Annotated in this window: 19 protein-coding genes; 7 read left to right on the top strand and 12 right to left on the bottom strand. The window is 31.2% G+C overall.

What is annotated here, in order from left to right; genetic code table 11:
• Positions 1-3 precede the first annotated feature (3 nt).
• From DP68_RS09710 to DP68_RS09725, 4 genes are all read right to left on the bottom strand, one after another.
• A complete protein-coding gene (locus DP68_RS09710; RefSeq protein ID WP_035308936.1) occupies positions 4-2,085 on the bottom strand; it encodes a methyl-accepting chemotaxis protein in 2,082 nt (693 codons plus the stop codon).
• A 339-nt stretch (positions 2,086-2,424) separates the two neighbouring features.
• On the bottom strand, positions 2,425-3,438 hold the full coding sequence (locus DP68_RS09715; protein WP_035308938.1) for a homoserine dehydrogenase: 1,014 nt from the start codon (positions 3,436-3,438) through the stop codon (positions 2,425-2,427).
• Between the two features lie 107 nt (positions 3,439-3,545).
• Complete coding sequence (locus tag DP68_RS09720; RefSeq protein WP_081957185.1) at positions 3,546-3,980, bottom strand: PadR family transcriptional regulator; 435 nt, start codon at positions 3,978-3,980, stop codon at positions 3,546-3,548.
• A 15-nt stretch (positions 3,981-3,995) separates the two neighbouring features.
• Positions 3,996-4,844 carry a DegV family protein gene (locus tag DP68_RS09725; protein ID WP_035308942.1) on the bottom strand — a complete coding sequence of 283 codons (849 nt, stop codon included), beginning with the start codon at positions 4,842-4,844 and terminating at the stop codon, positions 3,996-3,998.
• 204 nt (positions 4,845-5,048) lie between these two features.
• Here DP68_RS09725 and DP68_RS09730 point away from each other — a divergent pair, with 204 nt between their 5' ends.
• The 4 genes from DP68_RS09730 (at position 5,049) to DP68_RS09745 (ending at position 7,857) form a co-directional block, all read left to right on the top strand.
• Entirely contained in the window at positions 5,049-5,375 is a 327-nt protein-coding gene (locus DP68_RS09730) for a thioredoxin family protein (RefSeq protein WP_035308944.1), read from the top strand.
• A 38-nt stretch (positions 5,376-5,413) separates the two neighbouring features.
• Positions 5,414-5,965: a GDSL-type esterase/lipase family protein gene (locus tag DP68_RS09735; RefSeq protein ID WP_035308946.1), complete on the top strand. Its 552-nt coding sequence runs from the start codon at positions 5,414-5,416 to the stop codon at positions 5,963-5,965.
• Positions 5,966-6,180: 215 nt separating this feature from the next.
• A complete protein-coding gene (locus DP68_RS09740; RefSeq protein ID WP_035308948.1) occupies positions 6,181-6,783 on the top strand; it encodes an ECF transporter S component in 603 nt (200 codons plus the stop codon).
• A 102-nt stretch (positions 6,784-6,885) separates the two neighbouring features.
• Positions 6,886-7,857 carry a P1 family peptidase gene (locus DP68_RS09745; RefSeq protein WP_035308950.1) on the top strand — a complete coding sequence of 324 codons (972 nt, stop codon included), beginning with the start codon at positions 6,886-6,888 and terminating at the stop codon, positions 7,855-7,857.
• A gap of 469 nt (positions 7,858-8,326) precedes the next feature.
• On the opposite strand, the gene DP68_RS09750 is transcribed toward DP68_RS09745, so the two are convergent.
• The gene (locus DP68_RS09750) at positions 8,327-8,752 is read right to left on the bottom strand and encodes a GNAT family N-acetyltransferase (protein WP_291548347.1); all 426 of its coding nucleotides are present in this window, start codon (positions 8,750-8,752) and stop codon (positions 8,327-8,329) included.
• A gap of 247 nt (positions 8,753-8,999) precedes the next feature.
• On the opposite strand from DP68_RS09750, the gene DP68_RS09755 reads away from it, so the two are divergent.
• Positions 9,000-9,653 carry a hypothetical protein gene (locus DP68_RS09755; RefSeq protein WP_035308952.1) on the top strand — a complete coding sequence of 218 codons (654 nt, stop codon included), beginning with the start codon at positions 9,000-9,002 and terminating at the stop codon, positions 9,651-9,653.
• Positions 9,654-9,682: 29 nt separating this feature from the next.
• On the opposite strand, the gene DP68_RS09760 is transcribed toward DP68_RS09755, so the two are convergent.
• Positions 9,683-11,347: a Na/Pi cotransporter family protein gene (locus DP68_RS09760; RefSeq protein WP_035308956.1), complete on the bottom strand. Its 1,665-nt coding sequence runs from the start codon at positions 11,345-11,347 to the stop codon at positions 9,683-9,685.
• Between the two features lie 353 nt (positions 11,348-11,700).
• Positions 11,701-12,390 carry a DUF5668 domain-containing protein gene (locus DP68_RS09765; protein WP_035308958.1) on the bottom strand — a complete coding sequence of 230 codons (690 nt, stop codon included), beginning with the start codon at positions 12,388-12,390 and terminating at the stop codon, positions 11,701-11,703.
• A gap of 186 nt (positions 12,391-12,576) precedes the next feature.
• On the opposite strand from DP68_RS09765, the gene DP68_RS09770 reads away from it, so the two are divergent.
• Positions 12,577-12,939 carry a hypothetical protein gene (locus tag DP68_RS09770; RefSeq protein ID WP_035308960.1) on the top strand — a complete coding sequence of 121 codons (363 nt, stop codon included), beginning with the start codon at positions 12,577-12,579 and terminating at the stop codon, positions 12,937-12,939.
• 134 nt (positions 12,940-13,073) lie between these two features.
• On the opposite strand, the gene DP68_RS09775 is transcribed toward DP68_RS09770, so the two are convergent.
• The 5 genes from DP68_RS09775 to DP68_RS09790 form a co-directional block, all read right to left on the bottom strand.
• Positions 13,074-13,280, bottom strand: coding sequence for a heavy metal-associated domain-containing protein (locus DP68_RS09775; RefSeq protein ID WP_035308961.1), 207 nt, complete (start codon positions 13,278-13,280; stop codon positions 13,074-13,076).
• A 38-nt stretch (positions 13,281-13,318) separates the two neighbouring features.
• The gene (locus DP68_RS09780; RefSeq protein ID WP_035308963.1) at positions 13,319-15,748 is read right to left on the bottom strand and encodes a heavy metal translocating P-type ATPase; all 2,430 of its coding nucleotides are present in this window, start codon (positions 15,746-15,748) and stop codon (positions 13,319-13,321) included.
• Positions 15,749-15,768: 20 nt separating this feature from the next.
• Positions 15,769-15,906 (bottom strand): LDCC motif putative metal-binding protein, encoded by a 138-nt coding sequence (locus DP68_RS19575; RefSeq protein WP_291548370.1) that lies wholly within the window; start codon positions 15,904-15,906, stop codon positions 15,769-15,771.
• 20 nt (positions 15,907-15,926) lie between these two features.
• Entirely contained in the window at positions 15,927-16,193 is a 267-nt protein-coding gene (locus DP68_RS09785; RefSeq protein WP_035308965.1) for a metal-sensing transcriptional repressor, read from the bottom strand.
• 155 nt (positions 16,194-16,348) lie between these two features.
• Entirely contained in the window at positions 16,349-16,906 is a 558-nt protein-coding gene (locus DP68_RS09790) for a GNAT family protein (protein ID WP_035308968.1), read from the bottom strand.
• A gap of 351 nt (positions 16,907-17,257) precedes the next feature.
• Here DP68_RS09790 and DP68_RS09795 point away from each other — a divergent pair, with 351 nt between their 5' ends.
• Entirely contained in the window at positions 17,258-18,466 is a 1,209-nt protein-coding gene (locus DP68_RS09795; protein WP_035308970.1) for a cation:proton antiporter, read from the top strand.
• Positions 18,467-18,502 lie beyond the last annotated feature (36 nt).

The following is an 18,502-nucleotide window of genomic DNA, read 5'->3' on the forward strand; positions in this document are numbered from 1 at the left end:
TTATTATTCTATTTTAAATTTCTTTATTTCGCCTGAAAGTTTTTGAGCCATTCTATTAAGCTCTTCTGATAATGCACTTACTTCTTCCATTTCAGCATTTTGTTCTTCAGTTACTCCACATACACTTTGTGTTGCATCCGCTATACTATTTGACATTTCTGAAACGTCTTCTACTACCTTAACAACCTTATTTCTGCTATCATCTACATTTTTTAAGCTTTCAGTTATATTGTTTATCTTTTGAACTACATTTTCTATTGCTGTATTTATTTCTTTAAATGTTTCCTTTGTATTTTTAACTGCATGGTCTTGCTCTGAAACTACTGCTTCTGCATGTTTCATAGTACTCTTTGCACGCTCAATATCTTTTTGTATATTATTGATTATACTTTTTACATTGCCTGTTGATTGCGCAGTATTTTCAGATAACTTTCTTACTTCTTCTGCAACTACGGAGAATCCTCTTCCAGCTTCCCCCGCTCTTGCAGCTTCAATTGCCGCATTTAAAGCAAGTAAGTTTGTTTGTTCTGAAATTGAAGTTATTGTTTCTACAATACTTCCAATACTATTTGCTTTTTCACTAAGTGAATTTATAACCTCTACTATTTCAAGAGATACTTCGTTGTTTTCTCTATTTTTTTCCTCTAGCTTTTCAATAGTTTCAAATCCTTTATTGGATATTTCATATACCCTATTTGAAGACCCTCTGCTGTCCTCTATATGCTCTACTACCTCATCTAACTCTGCCGATAACTCATTAGCTGCTTCTACACCATCCTGAGCATTTTGTGCTCCTTTATCAATACTAATTGTAACATCGCTAATTGTTTTTGCTACTTCTGTAATTGAAGTAGTAGTTTGCTGAGTTGACGCAAGTAATGATTCTGATGAATTAGATACTACTTGTGAAGCTTCAAGTATATCTTGTATAAGTCTCTGCATGTTTCCTATCATTAAATTAAAACTGTTACTTAGAGTTCCAAACTCATCCTTTGAATTATAGGTACTTTTAACTGTTAAGTCTCCCTCTGATGCTTTTTTAATTAAATCTACTAAGTATATAAGAGGCTTAGTGAATTTATTTGAAACAATATATGTTATTACTATTACAATTATAAGTATAATAAGTCCTAAGAATATATTTGTATTTCTTATACTTGTTATCATTGCAAAGGCATCTGATTCCTTTTCTACAGTAATAACTGCCCAGTTATCTGAACTTCCTGGAAGTTTTATTGTTTCATAGGCACTAATTACCTTATTTCCATCCTTGTCCTTATATTCTTTAATTCCTGAATTACCTTGTAATGCTTGTAATGTTATTTCTTTAAGTTCTTCAGGAACTTTTATATCTTCTTGATTAGTTTTAGGAGCACCACTGGCATCCTTTACTATTTTTCCAGAAGCATCCTTTACCTTTACAGTCTTAGTTAAATTCTTATAATTATAAATTTCTTGAACTTGGTCTTTCTCTGGATGGGCTATAACAGCACCTTCTCCATCTATTACATAAGCATAAGCTTTATTTGTACTATATTTTTCTACCATTTTTTGAAGCTCGTCCAGCTTTAAATCTGCATCCATAACTCCAAGCATCTTGCCTTTATCATCTAGTATAGGAAATATAATAGAGTTAATTGCTTCGCTATCGTCATTTACAGTTAAATAAGATTTGCTCACGAACGGTTTTTGAGTAGAAACTGATTGTTTGAACCACCATCTATCTGCTCTATTAGCAAGTTTTCCCTTAGTCCTAGAAGTTTGATCTCCTTTCATGTCCTGTATACAGAACAAATCGAAGTAAGGATTTCTCTTTATTGTATCCTTTATGGCTTTTGTTTGAGCCGGTCCATCAAATGCTTTTACTATGTCACTACTAATAACTTCTTCAGTCAGCACATAGGCTTTATTCATGTAATCCGTAACTCCATTAGCAATGGTTTTGCCAAGAGTTGCATGATCTCCATATACATGTTCTTCTAAACTTCTTTGCATGGAGATATTAAAAATCAAATTGGATACTAGCAAAGGAATTGCAGCTATTAAAACTGCCATAAGTATTAATTTTTGCTTTATTGATTTCATTTGTTCCCCCTCTTCCTTGCACAATTTACAGAAATTTTAATTTTGTTGTAAATTAGCACATATCAATTTTACTGAGATACTTCCTACATAACTTTTACATTGTTAATTTTATTACAAATTAGCCCATCTTATAGTTACTGAAATGTTTACTTATAAGTGTATAATATATCAAATATTAACAAACTTCAATGAAATTTAACAATTTTCTCTGAAATATTATAACTTTCTTCAAGTACACACTTTGATACATGCAAAATTCACTATATTCGAAATTTTATATTAATTTTTATAAATCCTTTACATATATTTTCGGCAAAGTTTTCCAAAACTTTAGTTTATTTATCTTGATAAGTTTATTATATCTTTAAGTCCTGCTGCGGCAGCTCCTAAAGGATTAGAAGCTCCTCCTAATACATATATTTCTCCCATAGTATCCGTACTAAATACCGCTCCCTTATTTGTTCCTTCTACGTAAGATAATATATCATTCGAGTAAACTTCCGTAGGTTTTACCTCAATGGAAACCTTATCACGTTCTTTATAAGCATGAGCTAGAAGTTTTAATTTGGCACTTTTCTCCTTAGCTCTTTTTATGTCTTGCTCTTTAATTTCCTCTATACCCTTTATCTTTATGTCACTTAAGCTATATTCTGACTTCATAAGGCTATTAGCTAAAATTAATATCTTAGATGCACTGTCTATGCCTTCTATGTCTAGCTTGGGATTTTTTTCAGCTATTCCTTTTTCTTGCGCCTCTATCAAAGCTTCATCAAAAGAAATATTATTTTCATGCATTTTACTTAATATATAGTTAGTAGTTCCATTTAAGATACCCTTAATAGAGTTAATTTTACATCCTGCTAAACTATAATGTCCCACATCCATGGTTGGAAGAGCTGCAGCTGTAGCGCCGCTATACTTTATATTTACACCCTTCTCCTTTGCCTTTTTCATTATAGTAGAAAAATTTGAAACTAATGCTCCTTTAGAAAGAAGTACTATATCCATTCCCGAATTCATTGCATTTATTGTATGCTCTAAACCAACTCCTCCATTTACATCACTTGGGGTGCAGTCTACAAAAATATCTCCTTCATATATTGAATAGCTGTAAAAGGAATCACTATTCTGTTCTCCATATTCTATAAGTCCATCAGATCCTGTGGTGCATTTTAGAAGCATGTCTGAATTTAATCCATTATATTCAAATACACACCCCTTACTTCCTATAACTCCACTTAGAATTAAATTAATGTCATACTGTTCATATATTTCTGCATGCTTGTCCTTAATAAGCTGTATGAGAGCTTTCCCAACATTCCCATATCCGCATACTATTATTCTTTTGTCCATTAACATTTCACCCCTTTATAGAATACTGATTTATTATAATTATATCACAATTTTGACAAATATATAGTAAAAATAACAGTACCCAAGCAATAAAAGCTCATTTACTGTCATTTATAAAGATCCTTATATATAATTTTAAATACCTCTAGTGCTTCTTGAATTTTAACCTGTAAAAGTTCCTTTTTTTCATCAAATTCTACATAACCTGCTTCTGTAAGTGTATATATCTTTTGCATTCTATTTTGAGAATCATCCCACTTACCATCTATAAATTTTTGTTTCTCAAGTTTTTTTAAAAGAGGATATATGCCCCCAGTACTTGGTATCCATAATCCTCTTGTTCTTTCCCCTATTTTATGTGCAATATCATTTCCATTAGTCGGCCCTAAACTGAGTATATAAAGAACATATAGAGGAAGCAGCCCTTTAGTAAATACCTGTCCTACCGCTTCCTTTTCCTTTTCTACTTTTTTTAATTCCAATAACTTTTTTTTATATTCTTCATATAGCCTTTTTTCTTCAAGTTTAGAGTCCTTGCCCATATTAGACATATATTATTACTCCTCTACTAAAATCAAGCCAACCAAACCTGGTCCACTATGCACTCCTGCTACAGGACTTATTTGGCCTCCAAAAAATCCTTCTACTACATTTTCATGCGTTGAAATTACGTCATATACCTTTTTTGATTCTTCTAATGCATCTCCATGCATTATATATAGCTTGCACTTCTTTTTATCTAAAGTTTCTTTAGCAAGCTCTAAAAGTCTATTTAATGATTGCTTTCTTCCTCTTACTTTATCATAAGTATAATACTTTCCATCATTTTTATCCACACCTATTATAGGTTTAATATTAAGAAGTTCCGCAATGGTCCCAGATACTTTTCCAATCCTGCCGCCTTTTTTTAGGTATTCTAATGTGCCTACTACAAAAAATAAATGTACCTTATCTCTTATTCTTGGTATCTCATTTACTATATCAGCATAACTCATCCCCTGAGCTATCATTTCTCCACATTTTTCAGCTAATATACCTTCCCCCATGGAAATTGAACGTGAATCGTATACATGTATATTTAAGTTAGGATGATTTTCGCTTACTAGCTTAACACTATTATATATACCCGAAAGTCCTGAGGAAAGTGTAATTATAATAGCATGAGTGTATCCTTCATTTTCTAGTTTGGTTAACAAATCTTCTGTATCTTGCATAGAAGGCAGCGAAGATGTTGGTACTTCAATTTTAAAATTATCATAAACCTCTTGAGGAGTTATCTCCAATTTATCCTTATATTCTCTGTCCCTATATATAATCCTAAATGGCAAAATCTCTATATTGTATTTCTTTATAATATCTTCATGTAAATCAGCAGCTGTGTCTGTAATTAAAGCTATTTTTTCCAATGAATATTCCTCCCTATCAATATATCTTCTTAACTAGTATTTCACATATTATATAAATTATATCATCTTTCAAGCAATTATCAATACTGATACATATCATTACTGATACCAATCACCATTGATACCAATATTGCTAATAAAAGCTTTATATTTATATTTATTTTTATTAAATATTTAGCTATACTAATACCGAGGTGTTGATAAATGGAAAACATAAATAATCTAAATGAACTACAAAGTTTTATAAATGACAATACTTTTGCATTCTTATATGTATCTTCTAAAAACTGTAGTGTGTGCACTCCTCTTTCCTACAAGATGGAAGAAATGTTATCACAATTCCCAAATATTAATTTAAGGAAAATGGATTTGGATGAGCTTCCCGAAGTAGGGTCTACTTTGTCCTTATTTACTGTTCCAATGATGATACTATTTATTGAAGGACGTGAAACTTTTAGAGAATCTAGGTTTGTAAAAATAAATGAGTTCAGGGATAATATAAAAAGAATTTATGATATTTATTATAACTAAATCATATTACTATAATACTTTGTCTTAGGAGTGATATAATGAAGATAGTTTGCATTGGCGATAGCTTAACCTACGGGTATGGTGTTCCTACGGAAAATAGCTGGATACAGTTAGCTTCTAAAATATCAAATAATGCATTTATAAATTCAGGTTTAAATGGCGATACAACCTCAGGTATGCTCTTTAGACTTGAAGAAGATTTAATAGGCCTAAAACCTGATAAAGCATTTATAATGGGTGGAACTAATGACTTTTTAATGGGATATAAATTACAAAACACAATTGAGAATATAAATGTCATAATTAGTGAATGTATAAATAATAATATAACCCCTTATTTAGGTATACAAATGAAAGCAGATAAAAAATTAGCTGAGCTTTATTGGAGCTCTTATATAAATTATGATGAAGTTAATTTAAAAATTGAAGAGTATAGAACTCATTTAATAAAAAAGTGCGAAAAGGAAAACTTAGTCTACTTTGATTTCTATGAGGTATTTGAAAATAACTCTACAAAAGATCTTTATTCAGATGGAATACATCCAAGTATTTATGGTCATAAATTAATGAGTTCTATAATAGAATTCTAGTACATAAGAAATGTTAAAACTTTATTAAAAAATTAAAATATTACGAAAATAAAAACTTTAATGTTTTTTGATAATTTTTTAACATAGATATTTTACTTATCACAAAAACGTGATAAAATATTTTCGTCGGTATTCTTATGAAACTGAACAAGTAAGTTTAATAAGAAAGTTCCGAATTATATCCTTATCAAGGAATAAGAACGGAGGTAAGATTTATGGAAAAAAATCTAAGAACTACTACCCACATCAACACTAGACAGCTTGCCGTTGTTGGTATGTTGTCCGCTATTTCAATCATACTTGGAGCTACTGGATTAGGCTTTATACCTATTCCCCCTGCAAAGGCAACCATAATGCATATACCTGTAATTATAGGTGCTATTGTCGAGGGGCCTATGGTTGGTGCCTTAATTGGACTTATGTTTGGTGTATTTAGCGTAATACAATCTGTTATAAATCCAACACCACTATCCCCTATATTTATGAATCCTTTAGTTTCAGTATTACCAAGAGTTTTAATAGGTATAGTGTCTTACTATTGTTACATATCTATTAAAAACATTCCTTTTATAAAAAAATCAAATATGGTTAAAATAGGAATTACTGCTGCTATAGGCACTCTTACTAACACTATAGGTGTACTTGGCATGATGTATATCTTGTACGTAGAGAAATATGCACAAATCTTGCATATAAGCTCCTCTGCAGCTAAAAAAGGTATAATTGCCATAGGTGCTACTAATGGATTACCTGAAATCACAGTATCAATACTTATAACTATACCAGTAGTAATGGCAGTAAAAAAACTTAAAAAGTAACTTATACTCCCGATTTTTCTAATCGGGAGTTTTTTGAATATAAGTATCTTTTTATATTATATATTTAAAATTAAAACAAAATATAAAAGTGAGGTTTGAAAAATGGAAGAAATAAATTTTATAGATATAGAAGGCATTAGCGTGGGTCATGCAGAGGATATGGAAGGAGCTACAGGCTGCTCTGTTGTAATATGTAAGGATGGTGCTACAGCCGGAGTAGATGTGCGTGGTGGTGCACCAGGAACTCGTGAAACTGATCTTTTAAATCCCGTTAATCTTGTTGATAAAATACATGCAGTGGTTTTATCTGGTGGAAGTGCTTTTGGTCTTGAAGCATCTAATGGTGTGATGCAATACCTAGAAGAACAAGATATAGGGTTTGATGTAACTGTAGCTAAAGTTCCGATAGTATGTTCTGCGGTTCTTTTTGACTTAGTTATTGGTAATCCTAAAGTTCGTCCCGATAAGTCTATGGGATATAAAGCTTGCTTAGATTCGGAAAAAAACAATAAAGACGTTCAGGGAAATGTAGGAGCCGGAACTGGAGCTACAGTTGGAAAAATACTTGGTGCAGATCACTCTATGAAAGGCGGATTAGGATCCTATTCAGTTAAAGTCGGTGATCTTCAGGTCGGAGCACTAATAGCTGTTAATTGTCTAGGAGATGTAGTAAATCCTGAAAATGGAAAAATAATGGCTGGAGTCATTGATGAAAACTTAAACTTCATTGACACAGAAAACATAATGATATCTCAATATAGAGAAAAGAAAAATTTATTTTCAGGAAATACCACAATTGGAGTTGTAGTAACTAATGCTAAGCTTACAAAAGCTCAAGCAAGTAAGGTGGCTTCTATGGCACATAATGGATATGGAAGAACCATGCGTCCTGCTCACTCTATGGCTGATGGAGATACTATATTTACTATGGCTACTGGGACAGTTGATGCCGATATAAACGTAGTAGGACTTTTAGCGGCACGTGTTGTAGAAAAAGCTGTTATAAACGCCATAACTCATGCAGAATCACAATATGGGCTTATGGCTTGGAAAGACCTTCCCCATAAGGCTTAACAACATTTTTAATACTCTGGTCGTATAGACTTTTCATCTAGGAAGGCGTTCATTTTGCCGAGAACGGCTAATATTTACAAATTCAAAATCCCTAAGCCGTCTAAACTCGCTATCGCTCAGACAGTAGGCGGCTTTTAACGGTATTTTGAATTTATAAATAAAGCCGTTCCAAGGCTCATTCAATGCCTTCTACGATGAAAATTCTATGCTCCAGAGCATTAATAAGTTCTTCATGCGAACTGCTGAATGAAGAAATATTAGAACTCTTTTGCGTAGCGAACGGTTGCATAATTTATAGAAATCTATGATTTTGTTATAAATTAGCACATCTCAGTATGCTGAGATGTTTAATCAATTATTCAAATTCCATACGACCTGTTTAACAATTAATAGTTACAATAATGAGCTAGAGATTAGAGACTAGGGAATTCTTTAAAATCTATTGTTCCTAGAACCTTTAGCCTTCCCCTTATTTACGAAGTACCATACTTACATGAGTAATTCCTCCTTCATAAAATAATTCTCCATAAGGTGTAAAATTAAGCCTCTCATAAAATCTTTCTGCATGCTTTTGTGCATGAATATGTATTTCATGAGCTCCTAGTTCGAAGGATTTTTTCACTAAGTTCTCTACTAGCATTTTACCTATATCTTTACCTCTATATTCCTTTATCACCGCAATTCTTCCTAGCGAGCAGCTATCCCCTCTAAAAATTATTCTTCCGGTAGCTATAGGAACATCATCATTATAAAATATAATATGCGTAGAAGACACATCTAATTTATCTCTTTCAACTTCTTCTGGTACATTTTGTTCTTCAATAAATACCATTTTTCGTATTTCATGCGCATCCCTTAAATCATCATCTCCTGCTTTCCATATCACTTTAAACACTTCAACATCTCCCTTCATAATTTTATTATATAAGAGTTTTTTAAAATATTTAATAAAAAAAATTATATTTATATCAATGAGCTTATTATAAAGTATGTACCAAAAATCTTACATGTCCGATTTTTTATAAAATATACTAAGTATAAAATATCTTAAAAAGAGTAAATTAATTTATATATATTATATTTATTTAACACTATATTTATCTAATAAAAATACTTACTAAAGCAATAAGGGAGGAATAACAATGAGAATGCATAAGAAAAACGGATATGTATTAGGAGCTGCCATGGTAGCTGCCGCAGCTGGTGTAGGTACTTTAATATACAAAACAGTTAATAAAAAGTCAGATGATAATGAATATGAAGGTAAAGCTGGAACTATAGAAATTGAAGAGTTAGAAGATCTTCCAGGCAATGGCGAAATCTATGGAAATTTTAATAAAGTTGATAACATGAATACTTTTACCAATACTTTTACAAATGCAAGCACTTCTACAAATACTTCTGCAGATATAAATTATGGTGAAGATAATCAAATGAAAAACAATATAAATATAGATCAAAATGTGAGTAAAAGCTTTCAGGAAGAAACAAAAAAAGATAGAGATGACTTAACCAACTTGTGGAAAAAGGATTTTGATGCAACACTTAAAGGTGCTCCTAAAAATCCTGAAAAGGAGTCTAACACTTTAGGTACAACTAATACTTTTACAAATACTGCAGCTTCAAATCCTACTACAGTTAACTCTTCAACAACTTTAAGTTATACTGTAGGTGAAGCAATGCACGATGCGTTTAATGACAGTGTTAATTTAAATAATGATAATGATGATTATTCTTTTAATAAAAAGAATGCTGAAGCAACTAAAAATTACTATGATCAATATAAGAGAAATTAAAGGGATGCTATTTAGCATCCCTTTCAATTTTAATTTTTTCCAAGTATTTGATTTACTGTAGGATTTTCATTTAACTTATTTAAATGATTTATATCAAGTACTGCTTCTGCAATATTTAATGAATGATCTCCTATTCTTTCAAAGTTACTTAATATATCAAGATATATGGCACTTACCCTTGCTTCACAAGTAGCACTACTAAGTCTCTTTATATCATTGTCTCTAAGTAACTCTTGAACTTCATCTATTTTTTCTTCTACTTCATATACAGACTTTGCAAGTTGTATATTATTTTTTTCAAAACTTCCTGATGCCCTTGTAAGAGCGTCTAAGGTATATCCATATAACGACTGAAGTTCTTCCATAGCATCTTCTGAAAATACAAGTCTTTTATTTATCTTTTCCTTTGATAAATCTGATATATTCTTAGCATGATCTCCTATACGTTCTATATCTTTTACCACATGAAACATAGAAGTAACTATATCAACTTGTTGTTTGGAAAGTTCCTCATTAGATAATTTTACTAAGAATTTAGTTATTTCTTCCTCTAATAAATCTATAAGATCTTCAGTTTCCCCAACCTTTTTAATTAAATCTTCATCACCCTTTTTTAGTGATTCTACTGACATCTCAAGGCATTCTTTTGCCTTACCCGCCATATGTACTATTTCTCTTTGACATTGTCCTACTGCTATAACAGGAGTTTCAAGCAGTCTATCATCTATGTACTGAACTCCAATATGTTCTTCTATTTCGTCTCCTGGAATAATTTTATTAGCAAAAGCTACTAAGTATTTTATAAACCAAATTTGTATTAAAACATTTGCTATATTAAAAAATGTATGTGCATTTGCAATTTGCTTTGCTATATTTCCTGGGGTTATCATTACAATAAGACTAGACACCGGTTTTAGCAAAATTAAAAATATAGTTGTACCTATAACATTAAAAGTAAAATGTATAAGTGCTGCTTTTCTAGCATTCTTATTTGTTCCTATACTTGATAAAAGTGCAGTTACACAAGTTCCTATATTATCCCCAAATAGTACTGGTAGTGCAACGGATATAGGTAATACTCCATTTTGGCCTAATGCTATGAGTATTCCTATAGTTGCAGAAGAACTTTGCACTATTGCCGTAAGCCCTACACCAACTAATATTCCTAGAAATGGATTAAATGATAAAGTAGCTACTAGACTCTTAAATCCTTCAGATTTCGCAAGTGGTTTCATAGAACCAGACATAGATTCCATACCTATAAATAATATACCAAATCCTAGTATTATATTTCCTATTTCTTTTGTTTTTCCACCCTTAGAAAAGAGAATTATAATCGCACCAATCCCTACAAATATTGGCGCTATTGCGGTCAAATCCAAAGCTACAAGTTGCCCTGTAATAGTTGTACCGATATTAGCACCCATTATGACTCCTGCGGCTTGATACAAATTCATAAGGCCAGCATTAACGAAACCTACTACCATAACAGTAGTGGCACTACTACTTTGAATTACTGCCGTAACTACTGTACCTGTAAGAACAGCTTTTATAGGATTAGATGCAATCTTTTCAAAAAAGACCTTCAATCTATCTCCCGCTGCATTTTCTAGGCCATCTCCCATTACCTTCATTCCATAGAGAAATAAACCTAATCCTCCAAACAATCCAATCAACATTGATCCAATATTCATTTTCATGCTCCTTCCAAATTAATTATAAATAATACAAATCGATTACTCTAAGCATTTATACGCATGAGTTATAGATAATTTTAGTCTTACTATAAATCAATATACTTTTATTTTATCGATATGTTTCCCTTATAAATAATATATTAAATTTGACTAAAAAAAATAATTCTTAAATTTATTTAACACAATCTTAACAAAACACCCCCTCTAAATTACTTAAATGTATTTATTTTGAACTATGAGTCCATAGTTTTTTAATTCAAAACGAATTTTGTAAAGTCTAATCATTTAATCATTAAAAAACAAGCCATAATATAATTAAATTATATTATGGTTTTAAAATTGCTTTAAATTTATTTGTAGTTTTTAATATCTATTCCTCCAAAAGCTGCAACACATCTTACTTTTAAAACCAGCCCATCATTTAACAAACTTTCTTCATATTCTTTAGTTTTGTTGCTCCAACCTCCAAATATAGGAATCCCTGTAACAATTACCTTCCAACCTTCTGGCACTAATATATCTATTCCTCCAAAGGCTACCGTTAAGTCAAGCACTGCTCCTTCTCTTGCTAATTCACTTTTCCTCAAATCTATATCTGCTCCTCCGAAAATTGCAGTTACTTTTCCTCCCTTAAAGTTTTTAGATATGTTTTTATTTTCTATTCCTGAAAATAACGTAAAGTAATCTATATATTCATCTGAAACTTCCTTTATTCCCTTACCTAGAAATTTCTTATCTGAACGAGAAAAAATTATCTTTATTCCTATTATTATAAATACTATAGGCCATAATAAGGATCCTAAACTTTGGGTTATAATCCCTAGTTCCCTTAACTGAAAAAAAGCTCCTATTCCTATTATTATAAGTCCACTTGTATTAGAAATTGATTTATTTGTAATTTGTATCAATCCAATAAAAATTATTATTGATGGCCACCAAATAGAAATTATATCCCCAAAATCCCATATTCCAAGTTGATTAAACAAAGTTCCAATTCCTATAAATATAAATATTAATCCCAAGACAGATTTTTGTTTCATTTTTTCTATCCTCACTTAATTTATTATTTTTAAATTAATTATATACTATTGTAAACTTATTTGTTACTAATAGAAGTCATTTTTATTATATTTCTATAAACCTTCCATAATGTTATTATAATTTTTATTTTAAATTAGGACAAAATAAATGTGTACTAAAAACAAACCTTGAATGGAGGGTCTTAAATGGATAATAAAAAGTGTAGAGATATAGAAACTGAAAATAGAATAGAAGAATTAATAAATGTAGTAGAAAATCATACACGTACAAAAAGACATTTAGAGCAGCACTCAGATATTGCTTCACCTAATCAATTATCTAACGCTAAACATATTCAACAAGTTAGAGAAGATAATATAGATAGCTTAAAAGATAAAATAGTTTATGATGATGGTGGTCCAACAAAGGAAAAAGAAAACATTCGTAAAAATATAGAATTTGCTAATGGATATATTAAGAACAATAAGGATCATATGGGCGAAAAACAATTAGAAAACATGTTAGAAAAACAAGAAAATCGTCACCAAAAATTAAATGAACTTCAATAAAAAATATATAACATTTTTTAAGCATTAAAGAAAAGGCACTAGAAACTAGGGAATTGAGGATTTTATATAACAAACCCCAAATTCCCTAGTTTCTAGTACTTTAGTTTATTTGTGTTTAATACTATTTAATATTTTTATTCTATAGTTATTACTTCGTACCCTGCTTCTGCAACTACTCTTTTTATTTCATCATTACTTACTTCATCATCAAATCTTCCTACAAGTGTTTTACTTTCAAGATTACCTTCTAAATTTTCCCCACCTAATTCAAGCAGTGCATTTTTAACATGACTAAGGCAATGCGCACAAGTCATTCCTTCAACTATAATTTTCTTTCTCATTTTTATTTCTCCCTTCTCTTTTTAAGCTTTTTATTATATTATAACTTTAAGGTTTTTAGCCTTAATGCGTTTAGCAACACGGAAACAGAACTTAAACTCATTGCAGCTCCTGCAATCATAGGATTTAATAGCGGACCTCCAAATACATGAAGTATCCCCATTGCTACCGGTATCCCTATAGTATTATACCCAAATGCCCAAAATAAATTTTGCTTTATGTTTATTATTGTCCTCTTACTTAAAAGGATAGCTCTTGGCACATCCATTAAATCACTTCTCATAAGAACTATATCAGCAGATTCTATGGCCACATCCGTACCTGAACCTATAGCGATACCAATATCTGCTTGTGCTAAAGCAGGTGCATCATTTATTCCATCTCCTACCATAGCCACTTTCTTACCTTCCTTTTGAAGCTTTTTCACTTCATTAGCTTTATCTTGAGGTAATACTTCAGATAACACTCTATCTATTCCTACTTGTTTAGCAATAGCTTCCGCAGTTCTTCTATTATCTCCCGTAATCATTGCTACTTCTATTCCAAGCTTATGCATTTCTTCAACTGCCATTTTACTTGTTTCCTTCAATTTATCCGCCACTGCAATTATACCTATTATTCTCTCAGACAAAGCTACATACATAGGGGTTTTCCCATCTTCTGCAAGCTTTTCAGATATCTTTTCTATTTCCTTTGTTAAAAGATTTTTTTCATCCATTAACTTCTTATTACCTAGAAAAATATCTTTCCCATCTATTTTAACTTCTATTCCTTTTCCTGGGACTGCTTTAAATTCTTTAGTTTCTTTAAACTCTAGATTTTTTTCTTCTGCATTTTTTACTATAGATTCTCCTAGTGGATGCTCTGAATTTTTTTCTCCACTTGCCGCAAGTGTTAATAATTCTTCTTCATTAAAATCAAAAGTAATTATATCTGTCACTTCAGGTTTACCCTGAGTTATAGTTCCTGTCTTATCTAAAACCACTGTCTTTATATGATGAGCACTTTCCAAGGCTTCCCCACTCTTTATAAGAATTCCATACTCTGCTCCCTTTCCTGTTCCTACCATTATAGCTGTAGGAGTTGCTAATCCAAGGGCACAAGGACACGCTATTACTAGTACTGATATAAATATAGTTAAGGCAAATGTATTAGTTTCGCCATATAATTTCCATCCTATAGACGAAAGTATTGCAAGCACTATTACTATAGGCACAAAATATCCAGATATAATATCTGCAAGCCTTGCAATAGGCGCCTTGCTTCCTTGAGCTTCTTCAACTAATTTTATAATTTGAGATAGCACTGTATCCTTTCCTACTTTAGTTGCTTCATATTTTACAGATCCATTTTTATTTATACTTCCACCTATTACTCTATCTCCCTTTGTTTTTTCCACCGGAATACTTTCTCCAGTAAGCATTGATTCATCTATCGAAGTAATCCCTTCTACAATTACACCGTCTACAGGAATCTTTTCCCCTGGTTTTACTACAACTATATTTCCTACTTCTACTTCGTCTATAGATATTTCAGACTCTACTCCATTATTTATAACTCTAGCTGTTTTAGGTGCAAGTCCCATGAGTTTTTTAATTGCTTCTGATGTCCTCCCCTTACTTCTTGCCTCTAAATATTTACCCAAAGTTATCAAAGTGAGGATAACTGCAGCTGATTCAAAATAAAGGTTGTGTGCTGCATGGTGATTTCCTATAAATATTTTATACATAGAATATAAGCTGTATACAAAGGCGGCCAAAGTACCTATTGCTATTAGGGAGTCCATATTAGGCTCTCTTCTTATTAATGTTTTAAATCCTACTCTGTAAAACTTTGCCCCTAAAACTATAACAGGTATAGTTAAAGCAAGCTGAACTCCTGAAAACACTTTAGGATTGATATCGGGGCTTATGAAGTCTGGCACAGGAATTCCTATCATAGGTCCCATAGCTATATATAAAAGAGGAATTGTAAGTATGGCAGATAGTATGAACCTCTTCCACAAATCATCCATTTCTTTTTCCTTTTTTTCTTGATGAACATCCTTAGTTTCTTCTTCTATCAATTTATATCCTGATTTTTCTATAGCTTTTTTAATCTCACCTATACTAGCAATTTCAGGATCATAGGTAACTGTTAATTTCTCCAAGGCTAAATTTACATTTGCCTCACTTACACCATCTACCTTTTTAGCAGCTCTTTCTACTGCTTTAGAACAAGACGCACACGTCATTCCTTCTACGGAAAACATTTTAGTTTGAGTTTCTGTAAAAGCCTTATATCCTGCTTTTTCAATAAAGTTTTTAACTTCTTCCAAATTCATCTTTTCATCTTCAAAATCTATCATAAGTTTTTCTGTTGCAAAATTCACATTAGCTTCTTTTATCCCATCGACTTTTTTCGCAGCTCTTTCTACCGCCTTAGCGCAAGCCGAACAAGTCATTCCTTCTATTTTAAGAATCTTTCTCATTTTTCCCACCTCTCTTATAGTTATTTATTTTTAGAACTATCTTTCTTATTTTTATCATTGTTACTATTTAACCCACAGCAATCTAATTTATTGTTTCCAAAGGTCTTGTCATTTTCTTCTGCAATTTTTCTTATAAATTTCTTTAAAAATGCCTTCATAATTATTTCTCCTTTAATCATTACTTTTGAATAAGCTTTTCTAAAACTCCTATAATCTCATCTACCTTTTCATCTCCATTATCATTCATAAAGGCATGCTTTACACAATGATTTAGATGTTGTTTTAGTATAAGCATATTTGCTCTTTTCAATAAAGCTTGAGATGCTATTATTTGGTTAGATATATCTATGCAGTATCTGCCATCCTCTAACATTTTTATTATTCCCTCTATTTGTCCCTTACAAGTTTTTAAAGCTTGCATTGCTTTCTTTTGTTCTTCATTCAACTTCCATACCTCCCTCCCCCGGTGGGGGTGTGTTTTATTTCATTATATACTCATTAAGTGTATTTTTCAAGTATAAATTTTATCTTTTTTAAATCTTCCATTATTTACTAATCTTAAGACTTTTATTAAAATAAGGAGCAGATAAACTTAAGAGTTTATCTGCTCCTTATTTTGCCCCATTCACTATCTAATATCCCATATACATACATATCATACCATGTTCCATCTCTTCTGACTGCTTCCCTCAATATCCCTTCTTTTTTAAATCCCAGTTTTTCATATAACCCTATAGCTTCTTCATTATAACTTATTGTTTCAAGCTGAAGCCTATGTAAATTTAATTCTCTAAATGCGAAATCTATTACGAGGGATAGTCCTTCGGTACCATATCCCCTCCCGCGATAATTATTATTTCCTATTCCAAGCCCTAGCCATCCAAATCTATTGTTCCAATTTATTCTATCTATCTCTATATATCCTATAAATTCATTCTCTTCTTTAGTGCGAAGTGCAAAAAAATAGTTATTTGAATTATTCACTTCTCCTAAAAGCCATTCTTTTATTCTTCCTCTATACATTGGTGCAGCGGCATTAAAGTCGAATTTTCTTAAAAACTCGGTATCCTCATACCACTCCATCATTATGTCTATATCTTGTTCTTTTAATGATGTTATTTTTAACTTCTCACTTTTTAACAAATTATTTTTTAGCATTCATTATTCCTCCTATAAAAACTTCCCTACTATTTATATAATTATAAATCATATAAATAGTTGCATCAATTATTCTTATTTATAAATAAATTTACACATATAATTTTCAAAATGACCAAACTTAGTCAATTTCATAAATATTAACATTTCGTTAAATTAATTAAATTTTCTGCGTTTTTGTGAAAATATTGTGTCTAGTTCTCAATTATGATAAACTTAAATTGTTGAATTTTTAACATATCTATTATGCAATTTATTCACTTATTGTAAAATTATCAAATATACAAATTCTGTACAAAATTAACGATTATACAAATTTCATATAAATTTGTCGAACAAGGAGGAAATAGTATGTCAATAGAATTTTTAATGGATATAGTAGTTATACTACTAAGCACTAAATTATTTGGACTATTAGCTAAACGATTTCAAATGCCTCAAGTAGTTGGTGCACTTTTAGCTGGACTTATAATAGGTCCTGCATTTTTAGGATTAGTTCATTCTAGCGACTTTTTATCAAAGCTTTCGAAATTAGGTGTACTTCTTTTAATGTTTACTGCCGGACTTGAAACCGATTTAGACGAACTTAAAAAGAGTGGTAAGGCTTCATTTATTATTGCACTTGCTGGAGTAATCGTACCTTTGTTAGGTGGACTTGCCGTAGCTGGTTTCTTTAATAATGACGGAAAGCCTTTTAGTGGAGATCTACAAACTCTTTTGCAAAATATATTTATAGGTATAGTATTAACTGCTACATCTGTTAGTATTACGGTAGAAACCCTCCAAGAGATGGGAAAATTAAAAACTCCATCCGGTACAGCAATTCTTGGAGCAGCTATAATAGACGACATTTTAGGCATTGTACTTTTAACTGTTGTTACAAGTGTTTCTAACCCATCTGTAGATATCAAGGTAGTTTTGTTTAAAATTGTAGCTTTCTTTGCTGTTTCTGCGGTATTTGGAATATTGTTTTATCATGGATTCAACAAATTATCTTCCGTAACAGTAGATAAGAAAAAACTTCCAATATACGCTTTAATCTTTTGCTTCGTAATGGCTTTTGATGCAGAACACTTCTTTGGAGTAGCAGATATTACAGGTGCATACATTGCAGGTTTAGCTTTATCTAAAACAAGCGAAGCACATAATATAATGGAAACTGTAGAAACTGTTTCAACTACATTATTATCTCCTATATTCTTTGCTAATATTGGTATAGCTACTGTTATACATGGCATGAATATGAAAATGATAATATTTACCTTCTTATTATTATTAGTTGCTATATTAAGTAAATTAGTTGGATGTAAATTTGGAGCACAAGCTTGCGGATATTCTAAACAAGATGCTCTTCAAATTGGTACTGGAATGATATCTCGTGGAGAAGTTGCCTTAATAGTTGCAAACATCGGCGTATCTATGAAGCTTATGAAGGAAGAATATTTTGCTCCACTTATATTAGTAGTTATAGTTACAACAATTATAACCCCAATACTTTTAAAAGTTGTTTATGGCTATGAATCAGAAACCGAATCAGTTCCTGACTTAGAACGCGTATAAGACATATTTTAAATACAAAAACTCCTGGTAATTTAT

The sequence above is a fragment of the Clostridium sp. HMP27 genome, assembly GCF_000765165.1.
In the GTDB taxonomy this organism is placed as follows: domain Bacteria; phylum Bacillota; class Clostridia; order Clostridiales; family Clostridiaceae; genus Clostridium_AK.